Raw genomic sequence first — 17,253 nt, forward strand, 5'->3', positions numbered from 1 at the left:
GCTTGTTACATTACACTTAATGTAACATACAGGTAAAAGTAATAAACTCATTGTAGCAAGCAGCCACTTTTCAAGTGTGCTGTTTTTTGAGAAAGTCACTACAGGGGGGAGTAAAATGAGGGAATGGCTCAAGCAATTAAGAGAAGAGAGAGGACTAACGCAAGAAAGTGTGGCCGCTGGGTCATTCATTAACAGAGCATACTACTCTCAGATAGAAAACGGCGTCCGCAATCCAAGCTATGAAGTGGCCTCGAAAATCGCGGAGACTTTTGATATCAATCCTGCCCGCTTTTTTGTAGGAAAAGTAAGCGAGCCGTTTGGATTGGCTTTGAAAAATGCCCCTATTGTTGTGGCACACTGTGACCTCAACCTTCGATATACTTGGTTTCACCATCCTAATGGAGTGTTCTTGACGGAGGAAGTACTCGGAAAAACAGATGAGGAACTGGGGATATTCAAGGGAATTCCTGAGCTTGTTGAATTAAAAAGACAAGTCATAGAAAAAGGTAAGCCCATTAAGAGAATCATCCTCTTTGACCAGCCGCAAGGGGACAGGATCTATTTTGTTTTTGGTGAACCTCTTACCGACGAAAGTGGAAAAATCATAGGTGCGGTTACAGCTTCTATGGACATAACACAAGAAGAGTGACAGTCACGCCCCGATTTTTGACGGATGAGGTCGGTTGCGATAGAGACTAGATTATTCGGATAGATAAGAGATTTGAGGCCTTTTTATAATGCGCTTTTGAAAGTAGTGGTTATTTAGAAAGCAAAAAAAAACACCCTGACTCCATCAGGGTGTTTTAGCGTTTCTGTAATTCTTCTTCAAAGAAGAATGTACCCGGGTATTCTTTTACAATATAAGAATACCTTTTCATATTTTTGATATATTGAGACTTGAGAATCGTAACTGATTCCTTGGATGATTTAATACTGACTTCTTCACCAACATTGAATAGACATTTTCCCATATTCTCACCCTTTCTAAGTATATTATTGGCTGCTGGCTTGTGGAAACAGATGAGAAATAAAGGAGGCAAGCATACGCTTGCCTTTGTCCATGTTTAGAAAACAATAAAAATACAAATATTGTTTTCTGTATCCAGCTCCAGCGCCTAGCCCCTCGGGTCATAAGCCAATCCGTCAAGAAGGTTAAAGAGCAACCTTCCCGCCGGCTCGTCTTATGCCTGTCGGGGCTGATCAAGGCGCTTCCGCTTTTAATTGTGCATCTATAGGGTTATCCGCGCCTTCCGCCTCGGCCGCCGCGTTTCCCTTCTGTGTTACGTTTCAAAGATGAAAGGTTTTCTTCGCTGGATTTCAGGAATTTTGCCATTTTATCTTCAAACGATTCCTTAGGCTTGAAGTTTCCTTTAGAACGGAAGTCCTTGTTCGGTCTGCTGTCTCTTCCTTGGCGAGGAGGACGCTTTGTGAAACCAGATCCTTCTGGTTTGTCTACCGCTTTTTTGATTGACAAGGCAATTTTGCCAGCATTCTCACTGATTACCTTAACCTCAACTTCATCGCCTACTTTAAGATGGTCGTTAACATCCTTAACATAGCTGTCCGCCACCTCACTGATATGCACGAGTCCCGTTGAGCCCTCGGGTAATTCCACGAATGCCCCGAAATTAGTGATACCAGTTACCTTACCTTTGACCTTGCTGCCTATTTCGATTGCCAAAAAAAGTTCCCCCTTAATAATTGTAACAACGCTTTATTATAACAAACTTCCTGGTTAATATCTAATGGTGATTCATGCCTTTACGGCCGAATAATGTGTCAAATCGTGTATTCTAAACAATTTTAACCAGTTTGAAAGAATTTTAATCTTAAAACAGCAGTACATCCCTACATTTTTTACTCATCCTGAAAAAGGATTTCTTCAGGTGTACATGGAACTTAAGAGAGTCAAAGAAAAATGCGAATGAGGTATAAGATGATAATAAGAAGCGCAAGCATGTCAGATGTCAAAGAAATCACCAGGGTCCTTGAGCTATATGACCTGAATATAACCGGAGAAATAGAAACGACGGAAGGGGATACAAGGCAAATCCTGAATGCTGTTCCCGATTTGAATACACATACATGGGTGGTTGAGGGGGATGGCAAAATCATTGGATTTGCTGCTGTCACTGAAAGCGGCGGAACGACCCATCCATCACTCGTGGCGGCACATCCTGAATATCAGTTTAAGGGGATTGAAAAAGAACTGATTACTAAAATGAGTCAATCGCTACAGGAAGGGACTATTGTGGTTTCATCCAATAATGAATATGAACACAGACTCTTTGAGGAAAATGGATTTCAACCGGTCCGGTACTGGTTCAACATGAAGATTGATTTGAGTAAGAGCCCGGTTATGGAAGCTGAACTGCCAAGCGGTTACACAATGGAGACCTTTCAGTTGAGCCGGGATGAAGAGGAGATCTACCAGGCTTTTGAGGAGAGCTTCCAGACTCATTATGGTTATAGTCCTTCCACCCAGGAAGAGTTTTTGAAACGGACGGAACACGAAGGATTTGATCCGAACCTGTGGCTGCTATTAAAGGAAGGTGAAGAGATTGCAGGGTTCGTTTTTTGTAAAAGATCCACGGATCGCCATGCGGAAATCACCCATCTTGGTGTCCGCCCGGCATGGAGGAAAAAAGGGTTGGGAAAAGTTCTCCTCCATCAAGCATTCTTCACTTTACAGACCGAACATCGGCCGGTCATTGACCTGAATGTCGATTCGGAAAACGGCACCGGGGCTGTGAAAGTATATGAGAGTGTCGGCATGAAGATCAATAGACATTTTATCCGCTATGATAAAATCATTAAAAAGTGAAAAAAGGCCCTTCCTTTCATGGTAAGAGAGGGAGGGCTTCTTCATTTGCCAACGGCAATGTGATTTTAAAAGTTGTTCCTAGATTTTCTTCGCTTTCGACATCGATTGAGCCGTTGTGACTCTTGATGATATTGAAGGAAACCATTAATCCTAGTCCGGTTCCCTGCTCTTTGCTTGTATAGAAGGACTTCCCTATTTTGTCGAGTTGATCTTTCGGGATTCCTCCTCCGTTATCACTGATATGTATGTAGACCTGATGATCGTCTTTGCTGATATGTACTTTGATCTTTCCGTCAGTCGTTATAGCTTCTAATCCATTTTTGATCAAGTTGAGCAGTACCTGTTTCAACTGTGTCTTGTTGCCGATGATCCCGATATCACATTCATCACCATGATAGAACTCAACCTTAACATTCCGCTTGAATGACTCGGCACCGGAAAAATTAACAGCTTCTTTGACAATAGCCAAAATGTTTTGCCTGGTAAGATGCTGTTCAGCAGGCTTAGAAAAATGAAGCAGCTCATTTGCAATTTCTTCTATCTGCTTCAATTCACGCATTACAATGTCCAGGTATTCGGGTTTCGGATGGCTTTTCATAAGTTGAAGGAAGCCTTTCATTGCTGTTAACGGATTCCGGATTTCATGAACGATACCGGAAGCCAATTCTCCGATAAGTGAGAGCTTTTCGGATTGCCTGAGCAGCTCTTCACTTTTCTTGGCAGCCGACAAATCGCGGATGATGGCAAGGACAAGGACCTCTCTGACGTGAAGGAATGGAGCTCCCATGATTTCAACATCCAGAATGCTGCCATCAGCACTGATCAGTTTCTGCTCATTAAATGGTACTATTTTTCCGCACATTGCCCTTAAGTCGTGTACCAATCCTTCTTTTTGGGAGGAAGGGTGTATGAGGCCGGAAATGTCACGGCCAAGAATCTCCTTGGCCTCCTGGAAACCCAAAAGGTCAATGAAAGCCTGGTTGGTATATAAAATATTCCCCGACTTCATTACGACTTGCGCATCACGACTATCATCTATTAAATGGGAAAAATCAACGTGGTTGGTCATTAAATCTCCTCCGCCTATATTTTACCATGTGGGATGGATGAGGCAAGGAACAACCTTTGTGGCAAAAAAGCCACGTGACGAAAGTGTACTAATTATAGGATAATGAAAGATGTGGCAAAAAAGCCACACTCTTTACGGACCAGAAAGGAAGTCTGTCTCTTGTCGAAAAGGTCATGGTTGATTACTTTAAGAAAAATTAGAAAATATACCCAGAAGCAAATAGCAGATAAAGCCTTCATTGACCGCTCTTACTATGCGCAAATTGAAAATGGAGAGCGGAAGCCAAGTGAGGATGTGGCCAAAAAGATAGCCAATACCCTGGAATTTCATTATTCTGCATTTTCAATGGATGAAAATCCTTTCCTGTTCTCCTTACATAATTCACCTATGATTCTTGCTCATTGTGACAGAAATCAAAGATATACGTGGATCTATAATCCACACTCGGATTTTGACCCTGCAGAAGTCATTGGCAAAACGGACACCGAAATAGACGATAATGAGGGGACACGGGCCCTGGAGAAGTTGAAGCGGGATGTTCTTGAGAGCAGGACCACTCTCAGAAGAAAAATCCGCTTCCCGTTGTCAAATGGTTCGTTATCCTATGATGTGTTTGCTCAGCCTTTGGAAAACGAAGACGGGAAAATCATCGGAGTGGCCACCTCTTCCATGGAAATGGAGTAGCATACCTTCTTTTTACAGGTGGTATGCTTTTTTGTTACCCTTCACCAAAACAATAAAAATTTTATAAATCAAATCTATTGTAATCCTTCCAAGTTTCCTTTATCATCTAAAAAGAGAACACAATATTATGTGTCTTTTGAGAAAAACAACAACTACATATTGTGTAATGCCGGTAAATATGGTGTCTGAATAGACTTAATAGGGAATCTGGTGAAAATCCGGAACTGTCCCCGCAACTGTAAGTGCTGACGAAATAAGTGACGACCACTGTCTTCATAAAGAGACGGGAAGGACTTAAAGTAGGCTGAAGCACAAGTCAGGAGACCTGCCATGTTTATAGCGTCTTATCTTCTTCGGGAATTGGGAAGGTAGAACGAGGATACATTGGTAGGCCTGAACCGATTGTCTATTAATTTATCAACGTTTGATGAACCCATCCTTAGTGATGGGTTTTTTTATTCCCATTTTTCAGATTGAAGCAACTTCGAAAGTAAAAGGAGCAATGAAAAATGGAAGCTTTATCGTCACATGTATCGAGAACTACCGTTACCCGATTGGTACTTCCGCCGGACACCAACCACATGGGAACCATCTTTGGAGGTACCGTCTTGTCCTATATTGATGAGATTGCAGCTATCGCTGCGATGAAGCACAGCAGGAAAGTCGTGGTGACAGCATCGATTGATACGGTGAATTTTCTTTCCTCGGCTGAAGTCGGCGATATTTTGACACTGGAAGCTTGTGTCATCTCCACGGGACGGACATCAATGGAAGTGTTTGTGAAAGTAGAAAGCGAGGACCTGGAAACAGGCAGCAAAACACTTACAACCACCTCGATTTTAACAATGGTGGCTAAGGATGAGGGCGGGCTTCCAGTACCAGTCCCGGGTGTCATCCCGCAGACAGAGGAAGAAGAGAGGCTGCTGAAAACAGCACAGATCCGAAAGCAGCGCCGGATGGAAATGAGAAATCAATAGAAAGATAGGTGGATGTTGATATGGAATTAATGACTGAAAATCATAAGCAAGAAGCAATGATGCTGCTTGGGGAATTGAAGGACAGGCATGCGGGCCTATCCTTTGAGGCATATGAGCAAAAGGTGATCCAAACAATAGAAGCGAAGGAAGATATGACGGAAGAGCAAATTGAAAATATATTGATCCTGGCTTCTGTAGAAAGAATCAGCAGTAATGAACCCGATTGGACCTATGTGGCAGCTGATATCTATTTGCGAAGGCTATACCGGCTGAGTGCAGAAGCAAGAGGCACAGAAGCATCGAAAGGATATGGATCCTTCTACGAGTTGATCAGCCTACTCGAAGATTTCGGCATCTATGACAAGCGCCTGCTTCAGCAGTATTCAAGAGAAGAAATCGAGGCTTTGGAAAAAATGATCGATCCCGAAAAGGACAGATTATTCACATACATAGGAATTGTCACCTTGGCGGAAAGATACTTGGCCAAGTCCCATAGCGGGAGCTTTATCGAGCTGCCGCAAGAACGATTTATGATTATAGCCATGACTCTTTTAGCGGATGAACCGAAAGAGAAACGCATGCAATTGATTCAAGAGGCCTATTGGGCTCTTTCAAATTTATACATGACAGTCGCAACGCCTACACTTGCGAATGCCGGTAAAAGCTACGGGCAGCTGTCGAGCTGTTTCATTGATACGGTGGAAGATGACTTGAGAAGCATATATGACTGCAACACAGATGTTTCAACCTTGAGCAAGAACGGCGGGGGAATCGGTCTTTATTTGGGGAAAATCAGAAGCCGTGGGAGTGACATTAAAGGTTTTAAAGGAATCAGTTCCGGTGTCATTCCATGGATGAAACAGTTGAACAACACAGCGGTTTCCGTGGATCAGCTCGGCCAAAGGCAGGGGGCCATCGCTGTTTACCTGGATGTTTGGCATAAGGATATCTTTTCGTTCCTCGATGCCAAGCTGAACAATGGCGATGAACGCCAGCGCACCCATGATCTTTTTACCGGGGTATGCCTGCCCGACCTGTTCATGGAGCAGGTGGAAAACAGGGGGGAGTGGCATCTGTTTGATCCGCATGAAGTGAGAAAGGTCATGGGCTTTTCCCTTGAAGATTACTATGATGAAAAGCAAGGTGAGGGCTCTTTCAGGGAAAAGTATTGGCAGTGTGTATTCAATCTCGACTTGTCCCGTGAAACGGTTCCGGCGATCGAGCTGTTCAAGTCGATCATGATCTCCCAGCTTGAAACGGGAACGCCTTATATGTTTTACCGCGACACTGTCAACAGAATGAACGCAAATCAGCACAAAGGAATGATTTACTGCAGCAACCTCTGTACGGAAATCACGCAGAATATGAGCCCTACGGTCATGGAAGAAGAACTGGTGGAAGATGGTAGAATCATCACCTATAAGAAGCCGGGCGACTATGTCGTGTGCAATCTATCATCTGTTTCCCTGGCGAGGTCCGTCAAAGCGGGTGTACTTGAAAGAGTCATCACGATTGCCGTCAGGATGCTTGATAATGTCATAGATATCAACAAAATTCCGGTCCTGCAGGCTCAGCTCACGAATGAAAGATACCGCGGGATCGGGCTTGGAACTTATGGCTGGCATCACTTGCTCGCCCTGAAAGGAATCAAGTGGGAGAGCGATGAGGCAGTTGACTATTGTGATGCCCTTTATGAAGATATCGCCTACTATACGGTAAAAGCAAGCTCAAACCTGGCAAAAGAAAAAGGGGCTTATCCTTATTTTCCAGGTTCGGAATGGTCGACAGGCAGTTATTTTGAGACGAGAGACTACGATTCTTCCAGATGGCTGGAGCTGAAGGAAGAAGTGCGGCAGAACGGCATCCGTAACGGCTATCTGATGGCTGTCGCGCCTAATTCTTCGACATCGCTCATTGCCGGATCTTCTGCCAGCATCGACCCTATCTTCCGACTGGAATATTCGGAGGAAAAGAAAGACTATAAGATTCCGGTAACAGCACCGGACTTGTCGCCGCATACCACTTGGTACTACAAAACGGCCTATAATATCGACCAGCATTGGAGCATCAAGCAAAATGCCAAGCGCCAGCGCCATATTGACCAATCGATATCATTCAATTTTTATGTGCGTAATGATATCAAGGCAAAAGCCCTGCTTGATATTCATCTGGATGTATGGAAATCCGGTTTGAAAACGACCTATTATGTCCGCTCGACATCCAATGCAGACATCGATGATTGTGAAAGCTGCCATAGCTGAAAGAAAGGACGGATGAAACATGATGAATATAGAGAAAAGAAAACTGATAGATTCAGATGCCCCAAACGCTTCTACCGGCATCATCAACGGGAAAAGTTCCAATATATTAAACTGGGATGATGTGCGCTTTCCCTGGGCTTACCCGAAATATAAAAGAATGCTCGGCAACTTCTGGACCCCTTTTGAAATCAACATGTCCAAGGATATCAAGCAATTTCCGAACTTGACGGACCAGGAGAAGGATACCTTTCTGAAGGTGATCGGCCTGCTTGCCTTGCTGGACAGCATCCAGACGGATTATGCCGGAAAGGTTGCTGACTATCTGACAGACTCAAGCTTGAATGCGCTGATGATCATCCTCGCACAGCAGGAAGTGGTGCATAATCACTCTTACAGCTATGTGCTTTCAAGCATCGTCTCAAAAAACAAGCAGGATGAAGTATTTGATTATTGGAGAACGGAACCGACATTGAGAAAGCGCAATGATTTCATCACCAACGGCTACCAAGGGTTTGTGGAAAACCCGAATGTTGAAAATCTGCTTCACTCCATTGTGTATGATGTCATTCTGGAAGGACTCTTTTTCTACTCAGGATTCGCCTTCTTTTACAACCTTGCCCGCAACCAGAAGATGGTCGCCACCTCCACGATGATCAATTACATCAACAGGGACGAACAATTGCATGTGGGACTGTTTGAAAAAATATTCAAAGAGGTCCTTCGCGAAAACCCCGAATACGATACTAGAGAACTGAAAACGTTCGGCAAGGAATCATTCCGCCAGGCTGCAGAACTCGAAATTGAATGGGGCCGACAGATCATCGGCAATAACATTGAAGGCCTGCTGATGTCCGACCTGGAAGCTTATATCAAATTCATGGCCAACCGAAGAGCGGAACAAATGGGATTCGAGGCACCATTCGAAGGACACAGGACCAATCCGCTGAGGTGGATTGTCGCCTATCAGGAAGTCGACCTGGGCAAAACAGACTTCTTTGAGCAGAAATCGAGGCAGTATACCAAAACATCCGATGCGAATGGATTTGATGAGCTTTAATTGTTTTCCTAATATGTTACGACTGTTTAGCTTTATACATTTTTGTTTTCATTAACCTGAAGGATTTTAGAAGCATTTCTTTAAAATACATCTGTCCCTTAACGAGCTCGTATTCGGCTTCAAATTGATCTCGATCACAAGGGTAGTGTTCTCCATCTTTGTCTGTAATCAGATAATCTCCCGGGAGTCCCTTCATGGTGCCATTGGATGTTTCAATCGTAATAGATCTTGTGAGCTTCACAGCTTCCACAACAATGGGTTTCTTTCTATATTTGGGCATGGGTGCCACCTCCTTTTCTATACAATGTCAGCCTATGCATAAGCGGGTGGATGTGTATAGGCTGGGAAGTACCGGGGTGGGGAATCTGAGCCGGGCACATCCCAACCCACAAAAAAGGCGTATCCCCCATCAGGGAATACGCCTTTTCATCATCCTTTCACCAGCTGCCGCACAAGCTCTTTGTTTCGTTTCTTAAAGGCCTCATTATGGGACGAGACCATCGCAAAAGCATTGGCTTCCGGCTGGATATATTGTTTCGCTTTATTTACGGCATTGGCTGCATCCTGGAATGCACCGGCAATCAGGTTCAGCTTGCCGTCATGTTTCAGGATGTCCCCTGCTGCATAGATGCCGGGGATGGATGATTCGCCCATGACCGATCCTTTCACATAAAAGTCATCCATCATTTTAATGTTAAGCTCGCTTTCCTTGAGCAGGGAGCTATCCATGTCAAAACCATGGTTAATGATGACATCGTCTACATTCAGGCTGGTAGTTTCATTTGAAACCTTGTTTGTTATTTCCACTCTTTCGATGACATCCTCGCCGTCTTTCGCAATCAGTTTAGAAATGGAGCTATTCATGATACACTCTGCTGAACTGTTCATCAGTTGTGTAACCTGAGCTTCATGTCCGCTCAGCTGATCTTTCCGGCAAGTGAGGTATACCTTCTTGGCGATGGGGAGGAGCTCGTTTGCCCAGTCGACCGCTGAGTTTCCTCCCCCGGAAATGATGACTGTTCTGTCTTTAAAATATTTAAGGGACTTTACTGTATAGTGCAGGTTCGATATTTCAAATCGGTCTGCCCCTTCAATATTGAGTTTCTGCGGCTGCAGGATTCCGCTGCCAACCGCAATGATGATCGTTTTGGAGTAATGGATATTGCCTGATGCCGCTTTCAAAAGGAAGAGGCCGTCTTCATCCCGTGTGATAGAGACAATTTTTTCATTAAGGACGACTTCAGGATTAAAGGTCAGTCCCTGTTCCACCAGTTGGTCGATCAGTTTGGCCCCTGGAGTAGGCGTCAACCCTCCTACGTCCCAGATCATCTTTTCAGGGTAAACATGAATTTTGCCTCCCAGCTGGGGCTGGAATTCAATGATTTTCGTTTTCATTTCCCTCAGCCCGCTGTAGAAAGCGGAATAAAGTCCCGCAGGCCCTCCTCCGATGATGGTGACGTCAAAGCATTCAATTCCGTTCATAATGACCTCTCCTTATTCTGTGCAATTATATTGAATCGAGGTTTTCCCCCAATAGAATGTTTGATATATATAATCCCATTGTATCCGAAACTGATAATCATTATCAACGGTTATTTACTGAAGGAGAAATAAACATTCAACCTTCTGTATAAAAAATAGTGAGTTCTTTTAAACTATTATTCTAAATGAGGTTGCAAATGTATAAAAATTCAGTATAATAAATTTTAATTCATTTTTTATCAGGAAAGGAAGCGTGGCAATTGGAAAAAGAAAAGATTGTTTTGGCCTACTCCGGAGGACTTGATACATCGGTTTCTATAAAATGGATCCAAGAAAAGTACGGGTATGACGTCATTGCATTGGGGTTGGATGTCGGTGAAGGGAAGGATCTCGATTTTATTAAGAATAAGGCAATCCAGGTGGGAGCCGTTAAAGCGTATATGGTGGATGCAAAAGAAATGCTGGCAAAGGATTATATCATTCCGGCCCTGAAAGCGAACTGTTTGTATGAGGGGAAATACCCGCTTTCTTCCGCCTTATCCCGGCCTCTGATTGCAAAGCTCTTAGTTGATGTGGCTAAGCAGGAAGGTGCTGCAGCTGTCGCTCATGGCTGTACAGGCAAAGGGAATGATCAGGTGCGCTTTGAAGTTTCGATTAATGCTTTGGCACCGGATTTGAAAGTGATTGCTCCTGTCAGGGAATGGGGGATGACCCGTGATGAGGAAATTGAGTATGCACAGGAGAAAGGGATACCGATTCCGGTCGACTTAAATAATCCTTACTCCATTGATGCGAACATATGGGGCCGTGCCTGTGAGGCAGGAGTGCTGGAGAACCCTTGGGCAGAAGCACCCGAGGGAGCCTTTGACTGGACCAGCCCGATTGAATTGACACCCGATGAAGCAGAAAATATAGAAATAGATTTCGAACATGGAATTCCGACTGCATTGAACGGTGAAAAAATGGAGCTGGTTCAGCTTATTGAAAAACTCAACGAGATTGGCGGCAAGCATGGAATCGGCAGGATTGACCATATTGAAAACCGCCTGGTGGGAATCAAATCCCGGGAGGTGTATGAAAATCCAGCAGCCCTCATCCTGATCAATGCGCACAAGGAGCTTGAATTCCTGACGCTGCCGCGTGAAATCACTGCTTTCAAAACAACAGTAGACGCCCAAATGGCAAAACTCATCTATGAAGGTTTATGGTATTCACCTTTGAATAAGGCGCTTCAGGCGTTTGTGGATGAAACGCAGAAAGTCGTCAGTGGAAAGATCCGCGTGAAGCTTCATAAGGGAAACCATTTTGTCACTGGTCGCCAGTCTGCCAACAGCCTATATAATGAAGAGCTTGCCACCTATTCAAAAGGGGACGCCTTCGACCATAATGCTGCAGCAGGATTCATCAAGCTGTGGGGTCTGACCACAAAAGTGTATTCACAGGTGAACAAGGAAGATGAGGAGTCCCAGGTCTTAAAAAGTACTGCTGTTGGAAGTCTGGGAGTCTAGTTTTACAAGAAGATAGAAAGCTTATTGGAGGAATTCATAATGGCGAAACTATGGGGCGGACGGTTCACTAAAGAAACGAACAAACTGGTAGAGGAATTTACAGCATCCATTTCGTTTGACCAGAAGCTGGCGCTTGAAGATGTAGAAGGAAGTCTGGCTCACGTAAAAATGCTCGGTGAGACCGGCATCATCCCCCTCGATGACGTCGACTTGATTACTGAGGGACTATTAAAGATTAAGAGTAAGATTGAAAATGGAGAGATGGAGTACTCTGTTGAGCATGAAGATATCCACATGAATATTGAAAAGCAGCTGATCGATTTGATCGGTCCGGCTGGAGGCAAGCTCCATACGGGAAGAAGCCGCAATGACCAGGTCGCGACAGATATGCATTTGTATCTCAACAGAAAAACCAAAGAAATGATCCGGCTTGTGAATTCTGTCCAGGAAGCCCTTTTATTGCGGGCAAAAGATAATGTGGATACCATCATTCCAGGATATACCCATTTGCAGAGGGCCCAGCCCGTTTCGTTTGCCCATCATTTAATGGCTTACTTCTGGATGTTCGAGCGCGATAAGGATCGTCTTCAGGACAGTCTGAAACGGGTGAACTGGTCACCGCTTGGTGCTGGCGCGCTGGCAGGGACCACATTTCCGATTGATCGCCAGCGGTCTGCCGAGCTGCTGGGCTTTGATACGGTGTATCCGAACAGTATTGACGCGGTCAGCGACAGGGACTTTATTGTCGAGTTTTTATCAATTGGCTCCCTGATTATGACTCATATCTCGAGACTGTCAGAGGAAATGGTCATCTGGTCGAGCCAGGAATTCCAATTCATCGAGCTGGATGACTCGTTCTGCACGGGATCCAGCATCATGCCGCAAAAGAAAAATCCCGATGTACCGGAGCTGCTCCGGGCCAAAACGGGGAGAGTGTACGGCAATTTAGTGAGCCTGCTGACGGTGTTGAAAGGCCTGCCGCTTGCTTACAATAAAGATATGCAGGAAGACAAAGAAGGAATGTTTGATACGGTTGAAACATTGGAAGGTTCGCTTCAGCTGCTCGCCCCAATGATTGAAACCATGACGGTCAATAAGGAAACCATGCGAAAAGCAGTCAATCAGGATTTCTCTAATGCGACGGACATCGCTGATTATCTTGTCACCAAGGGTGTTGCTTTCCGTGACGCACATGAAGTCATCGGTAAGATTGTTTTATATGCCCTTCAGGAGAATAAGTTCTTATTGGACTTGAAGATGGAAGAGTTCAAACACTTCAGCCCCTTGTTTGAAGAGGATATCTATCGGGTCCTCTCGCCGGAGCATGTAGTGGGTGCGCGTGAAAGTTACGGCGGTACCTCGCAGGTGCAGGTGAAGGAACAGATTCTGCTGGCAGAGGAGAAGGTATTGGGCTGAGCTTTAGAGTCTGAAAGTGAGAGGGTTTTAGGGGGAAAGGCTTCTAAAGGGTCTTTAGAGTCCCGAAGTGAGAGGATGTTAGAGAGAAAGGGCATCTAGAGGGGGGGTAGATGCCCGAAGTGAGTTGATTTTAAAGGCAAAGGGCTCCTAGGGATGTTCTAGAGTCCCGAAGTGAGAGGATATTAAAAGGAAAAGGCGTCTAGAGAGCTTCTAGATGTCCAAAGTGAGTTGATTTTAAAGGCAAAGGGCATCTAGAGGTGTTCTAGAGTCCCGAAGTGAGAGGATTCTAAAGGGAAAAGTCACCTAGAGAGGTTCTAGAATTCAAAAGCCAGAAGAAAAAGACAGCAATAAAAAACGAACCCAACTTCATTTGGGTTCGTTTTTAGTAGAGTGACCGAAGTATCAAGCTCCGCCTTCTGCAGGATTGTTCTCCTCATCAAAGTCCGGCGAAACTGCCTTTTTGACAAAGAGTGCAACGATAAAGGCGATGACTGCCAGAGCCAAAGCAAACCAGTAGGCATGGTGGACACCATAAGTCATAGCTTTGTTGGCGATTTCTGCCGTAATAGTGCCCTTGCCTTCCAGGTAGTTTGCCTGTCCCTGGGTCATGATACTGACAAAGATTGAAACCCCCAGTGCCCCTGCGATTGGCTGGAGCGTGTTGGCAATCGCCGTCCCATGTGGATACAGATTCTTCGGCAATTCATTCAAGGCATTGGTTTGAGCCGGCATCATGATTGCAGAAATGGACAGCATCAAGACCATATATACCAGGATGAAGGCCCAGATCGGCACAGAAGGGTTGATATTGCTGAAAAAGATCATGACTCCTACCAGTGTAAGAGTTCCCGGTATGATCAGTTTCCTGGGACCATATTTGTCAAATAGTGCGCCCATTGTCGGCGACATCAGACCGTTCAGCAGGGCACCGGGGAGCAGCAGAAGGCCCGCAACTTTCGCCGAATAGCCAAGAGGACCCTGTAAGTACATCGGCATTACGATTTCGGAAGCGAACATTGCCATGATGACAATGACAAACATAATAATGCCTCTTGCATAGCTTTTATATTTGAATACCCGGACATCAAGCAAGGGTTGTTCAAGCTTGAGCTGCCTGAACGTAAACACGATGATGCTGATAAAACTGATGGCAAGAATCGTTATGATCCTGGCAGATGTGAATCCGGCTCCTTCTTCCCCGGCACTGCTGAATCCGTAAACGATACCGCCAATCCCGATGGACGAAAGAATGATTGACAGGATATCCACACTTGGACGGGTCACTTCCCCGACATTCTGCAGAAATTTTAAAGCGAACAAAATCGAAAATATAGCAAATGGGATTACGGTGATGAACAGCCAGCGCCAGCCGAGGAAATCGACAATGACTCCTGACAGGGTAGGCCCAATCGCTGGAGCGAACATGATTACAAGCCCGAAGGTTCCCATGATTTTACCGCGGACTTCAGGCCGGTACAAAAGAAGAAGGGCATTAAAGATGACCGGAATCAAGAGTCCGGTTCCTACTGCCTGTATCATCCTTCCCGTCAACAGCATAGGGAAATTAAAGGCCGAAGCGGCAATGATGGTTCCCAGCAGGAAGATTGACATGACCCCGATGAACATCTGCCGGGTTGTGAACCACTGAATAAGCAGGGCGGAAATCGGCATCAAAACCCCCATGACAAGCATGAACCCGGTCGCCATCCATTGAACTGTAGGGGCATCAATATTGAAAACATTCATTAACTCTGTCAGAGCGATATTCAACAGAGTTTCATTCAATATGGCGAAGAAAGCACCTATCATGAACGTAATTAGTATGGCTTTAGAATTTATTTTGGTTTCCATAATCTCCTCCATTAATAAAACTTTGAAATACACCTATCTATAATCGTTCATTTGAAAGAAATTCTCAAGTGATGGGGACTTAAAAGAAAATCAAAATCACCTATTAAAATAGGAAGGGAAAATTTTTTTGGAGAAAAATCAAAGCATTTAAGGGGAAGGAAGGTAATTGAAAGGGAACAAAGAAGATAAATCCGTAAATAAAATCAGAGAAGCCTGTACACAAAGGTACAGGCTTCTTCGGCTGCTTATTATTATCGGTTGTTGTTGTCGTTGTCGTTTTGTCGGCTGCGGGCTTCTCCGCCTTTTTCACCGATTTCCTGGTAGAATTCTTTGTCGTGATTCTCAGATGTTGCTTCTCCGCCTTTTTGGCCGATCTCCTGATAGAATTCCTTGTCATGGTTTCTTGAAGTAGCTTCTCCGCCTTTGCGTCCTGCTTCTTCCACCGTCATGTTTTTGTTGTTGTTGTCATTATTGTTGTTTCTAGCCATTGTAATTCCTCCTTAAAATTAGAAATTTGATTTTCCACTAAGACGAGTTACACCAGCAACTTTAAATGACAGATACTTAATTCTGCCTTTGCTTCTTTCTTCCCCTTCTTCTTCTCTTTAAACAAGGTGGAAATAACTACCAGGTTCTAATGTGTCTTTAAGGTAGGCTCTTATTCAGAAATTTTTTAGATTTAAACGGGGGAGTTGATTTCCGCTGCAGCTGGATTAGCCTGCGGGGTCTCACCTGTCCCGCTAGTCCCGCAGGAGATCGCACAGCTTCCGCTCCAATCAACCCACGTATATAAAAATAGCAATGTGCTTCAAACAACATTCTTTTAGATAAAGTCCTTTATAGAGGTTTTAAAGGAAGATAAATCAGAATAGAGAAGATTAAAGTCCTATATAGAGGTTTTAAAGGAAGATAAATTAGAATAGAGAAAGTTAAAGTCCTATAAAGAGGTTTTAAAAGAAGATAAATTAGAATAGAGAAAATTAAAGGCCTATAAAGAGGTTTTAAAGGAAGATAAATTAGAGTAGAGAAAATTAAAGTCCTACAAAGAGGTTTTAAAGGAAGCTAAGCTAGAAAAGGGTAAATTAAAGTCCTTTAAAAATTCTTTGAGCAGCAGAATGTCCAAGGTTGAATGACTACATTTAAATATTCATACAAAAAAAGCCCTGCGCTCAAAAGCACAGGACCCTTCCTTATATCCACTTCACGATATCATCGAAAGGTCTTCTTGTCTTAGGGCGTGGTTCCTCGACGCGGTAGCCGAATGCAGCCATGACAGAAATGCTGAAGTGTCCGTCTTCGAGCAAACCTTCTTCGTTCAATAGTGCGTTCATTTTGTCTATATTGAAACCTTCAATCGGACAGGAGTCGATCCCGATTTGGGCAGCAGCTGTCATCATGTTCGCCAGTGCTATGTAGGTTTGTTTGGATGCCCAGTCATAAAGCGGCCTGTCTCCATCCAGAAGCTTGAAATCATCTTTCTGAAACTCTGCGACTCTGCCAAGAAACTTATCAAGCATATCTTCAGGGAACTTGGAAACGTTGATTAGTTGATCTTTTAGATACTCAGAATCATATCTGGTATCTTTCTTGGTTCTGGCAAGAAAGATGACAAAATGGCTGGCTTCCGGCAGCTTGGTGTATGCACCCCAGGAAGTGTTTTTTATTTTTTCCCGGAGCTCCGGATCCTGGATGACAAGGAAACGCCAAGGCTCGAAACCGAAGGAACTTGGAGAAAGGCGTCCTGTTTCCAAGATGAAACGGAAATCATCTTCAGGAATCTTTTTATCGGGATCAAATTGCTTTGTGGCATGTCTAAAATGAAAGGCGTCAAGGATATCCTGCTTCAATTTGTCTTTGTTTTGCACTTCTGACATCTCCTTTTTGATTGGTTCGTTAATAAAGTAACATAATGTAGGATTCCCATTCAGTCATTGAGCTCAAACCTGAAAACGCATATTACCAATGCATATTGATTGTTTCAAAACTGCAATAAAGCTAAAATTGTTACGGTAACCGAAACAGTTTTGCTGTTTCTTTTTAATAATAAGAGGGAAATATAGAATGGTTTGCTTCTGGTATAGAAGGTAATGATGAACAGCAAACTAACCTACAGCATTGAGAAAA

Annotated in this window: 15 protein-coding genes, 1 pseudogene and 1 riboswitch; of the genes and pseudogenes, 8 read left to right on the top strand and 8 right to left on the bottom strand. The window is 44.1% G+C overall.

Annotated features, from left to right (window positions below; genetic code table 11):
• The first annotated feature begins 115 nt into the window (after positions 1-115).
• Positions 116-649 carry a helix-turn-helix domain-containing protein gene (locus ACOJQI_RS03675; RefSeq protein WP_421383678.1) on the top strand — a complete coding sequence of 178 codons (534 nt, stop codon included), beginning with the start codon at positions 116-118 and terminating at the stop codon, positions 647-649.
• 154 nt (positions 650-803) lie between these two features.
• Here the strand turns inward: ACOJQI_RS03675 and ACOJQI_RS03680 are convergent, their stop codons facing one another.
• A complete protein-coding gene (locus ACOJQI_RS03680) occupies positions 804-971 on the bottom strand; it encodes a hypothetical protein (RefSeq protein WP_421383680.1) in 168 nt (55 codons plus the stop codon).
• Between the two features lie 266 nt (positions 972-1,237).
• Entirely contained in the window at positions 1,238-1,681 is a 444-nt protein-coding gene (locus tag ACOJQI_RS03685; protein ID WP_421383682.1) for a S1 domain-containing RNA-binding protein, read from the bottom strand.
• A gap of 255 nt (positions 1,682-1,936) precedes the next feature.
• On the opposite strand from ACOJQI_RS03685, the gene ACOJQI_RS03690 reads away from it, so the two are divergent.
• A complete protein-coding gene (locus ACOJQI_RS03690; RefSeq protein ID WP_421383684.1) occupies positions 1,937-2,824 on the top strand; it encodes a GNAT family N-acetyltransferase in 888 nt (295 codons plus the stop codon).
• Between the two features lie 16 nt (positions 2,825-2,840).
• On the opposite strand, the gene ACOJQI_RS03695 is transcribed toward ACOJQI_RS03690, so the two are convergent.
• On the bottom strand, positions 2,841-3,893 hold the full coding sequence (locus tag ACOJQI_RS03695) for an ATP-binding protein (protein WP_421383686.1): 1,053 nt from the start codon (positions 3,891-3,893) through the stop codon (positions 2,841-2,843).
• Between the two features lie 159 nt (positions 3,894-4,052).
• Between ACOJQI_RS03695 and ACOJQI_RS03700 the strand changes: the two genes are divergently transcribed.
• The 4 genes from ACOJQI_RS03700 to ACOJQI_RS03715 all read left to right on the top strand — a co-directional run bounded on the left by ACOJQI_RS03700 (position 4,053) and on the right by ACOJQI_RS03715 (position 8,872).
• On the top strand, positions 4,053-4,577 hold the full coding sequence (locus ACOJQI_RS03700; RefSeq protein WP_421383688.1) for a helix-turn-helix domain-containing protein: 525 nt from the start codon (positions 4,053-4,055) through the stop codon (positions 4,575-4,577).
• Positions 4,578-4,739: 162 nt separating this feature from the next.
• A riboswitch (cobalamin riboswitch) is annotated at positions 4,740-4,925 on the top strand.
• A gap of 161 nt (positions 4,926-5,086) precedes the next feature.
• Positions 5,087-5,554, top strand: a complete 468-nt coding sequence (locus tag ACOJQI_RS03705) for an acyl-CoA thioesterase (protein ID WP_421383690.1) — start codon at positions 5,087-5,089, stop codon at positions 5,552-5,554.
• Positions 5,555-5,574: 20 nt separating this feature from the next.
• A complete protein-coding gene (locus tag ACOJQI_RS03710) occupies positions 5,575-7,815 on the top strand; it encodes a ribonucleoside-diphosphate reductase subunit alpha (RefSeq protein ID WP_421383692.1) in 2,241 nt (746 codons plus the stop codon).
• Between the two features lie 19 nt (positions 7,816-7,834).
• Positions 7,835-8,872, top strand: a complete 1,038-nt coding sequence (locus ACOJQI_RS03715; protein WP_421383694.1) for a ribonucleotide-diphosphate reductase subunit beta — start codon at positions 7,835-7,837, stop codon at positions 8,870-8,872.
• 16 nt (positions 8,873-8,888) lie between these two features.
• Here the strand turns inward: ACOJQI_RS03715 and ACOJQI_RS03720 are convergent, their stop codons facing one another.
• Both ACOJQI_RS03720 and ACOJQI_RS03725 read right to left on the bottom strand, forming a co-directional pair.
• On the bottom strand, positions 8,889-9,152 hold the full coding sequence (locus ACOJQI_RS03720; protein ID WP_421383696.1) for a hypothetical protein: 264 nt from the start codon (positions 9,150-9,152) through the stop codon (positions 8,889-8,891).
• A gap of 149 nt (positions 9,153-9,301) precedes the next feature.
• Positions 9,302-10,354, bottom strand: coding sequence for an NAD(P)/FAD-dependent oxidoreductase (locus tag ACOJQI_RS03725; RefSeq protein ID WP_421383698.1), 1,053 nt, complete (start codon positions 10,352-10,354; stop codon positions 9,302-9,304).
• 260 nt (positions 10,355-10,614) lie between these two features.
• Here ACOJQI_RS03725 and ACOJQI_RS03730 point away from each other — a divergent pair, with 260 nt between their 5' ends.
• Both ACOJQI_RS03730 and argH read left to right on the top strand, forming a co-directional pair.
• Entirely contained in the window at positions 10,615-11,862 is a 1,248-nt protein-coding gene (locus tag ACOJQI_RS03730) for an argininosuccinate synthase (protein WP_421383700.1), read from the top strand.
• A 39-nt stretch (positions 11,863-11,901) separates the two neighbouring features.
• Complete coding sequence (gene argH, locus ACOJQI_RS03735; RefSeq protein WP_421383702.1) at positions 11,902-13,278, top strand: argininosuccinate lyase; 1,377 nt, start codon at positions 11,902-11,904, stop codon at positions 13,276-13,278.
• A gap of 402 nt (positions 13,279-13,680) precedes the next feature.
• Here argH and ACOJQI_RS03740 read toward each other — a convergent pair whose 3' ends face one another.
• From ACOJQI_RS03740 to ACOJQI_RS03750, 3 genes and pseudogenes are all read right to left on the bottom strand, one after another.
• Positions 13,681-15,129, bottom strand: a complete 1,449-nt coding sequence (locus ACOJQI_RS03740) for an MDR family MFS transporter (RefSeq protein WP_421383704.1) — start codon at positions 15,127-15,129, stop codon at positions 13,681-13,683.
• Positions 15,130-15,395: 266 nt separating this feature from the next.
• Positions 15,396-15,578: pseudogene (locus tag ACOJQI_RS03745) on the bottom strand (KGG domain-containing protein); the annotation flags it as partial.
• A gap of 741 nt (positions 15,579-16,319) precedes the next feature.
• Positions 16,320-16,994 carry an NAD(P)H-dependent oxidoreductase gene (locus ACOJQI_RS03750; RefSeq protein ID WP_421383706.1) on the bottom strand — a complete coding sequence of 225 codons (675 nt, stop codon included), beginning with the start codon at positions 16,992-16,994 and terminating at the stop codon, positions 16,320-16,322.
• Between the last annotated feature and the right edge of the window lie 259 nt (positions 16,995-17,253).

The sequence above is a fragment of the Bacillus salacetis genome (genome assembly GCF_049177075.1).
Lineage (GTDB): Bacteria > Bacillota > Bacilli > Bacillales > Bacillaceae_B > Rossellomorea > Rossellomorea salacetis_A.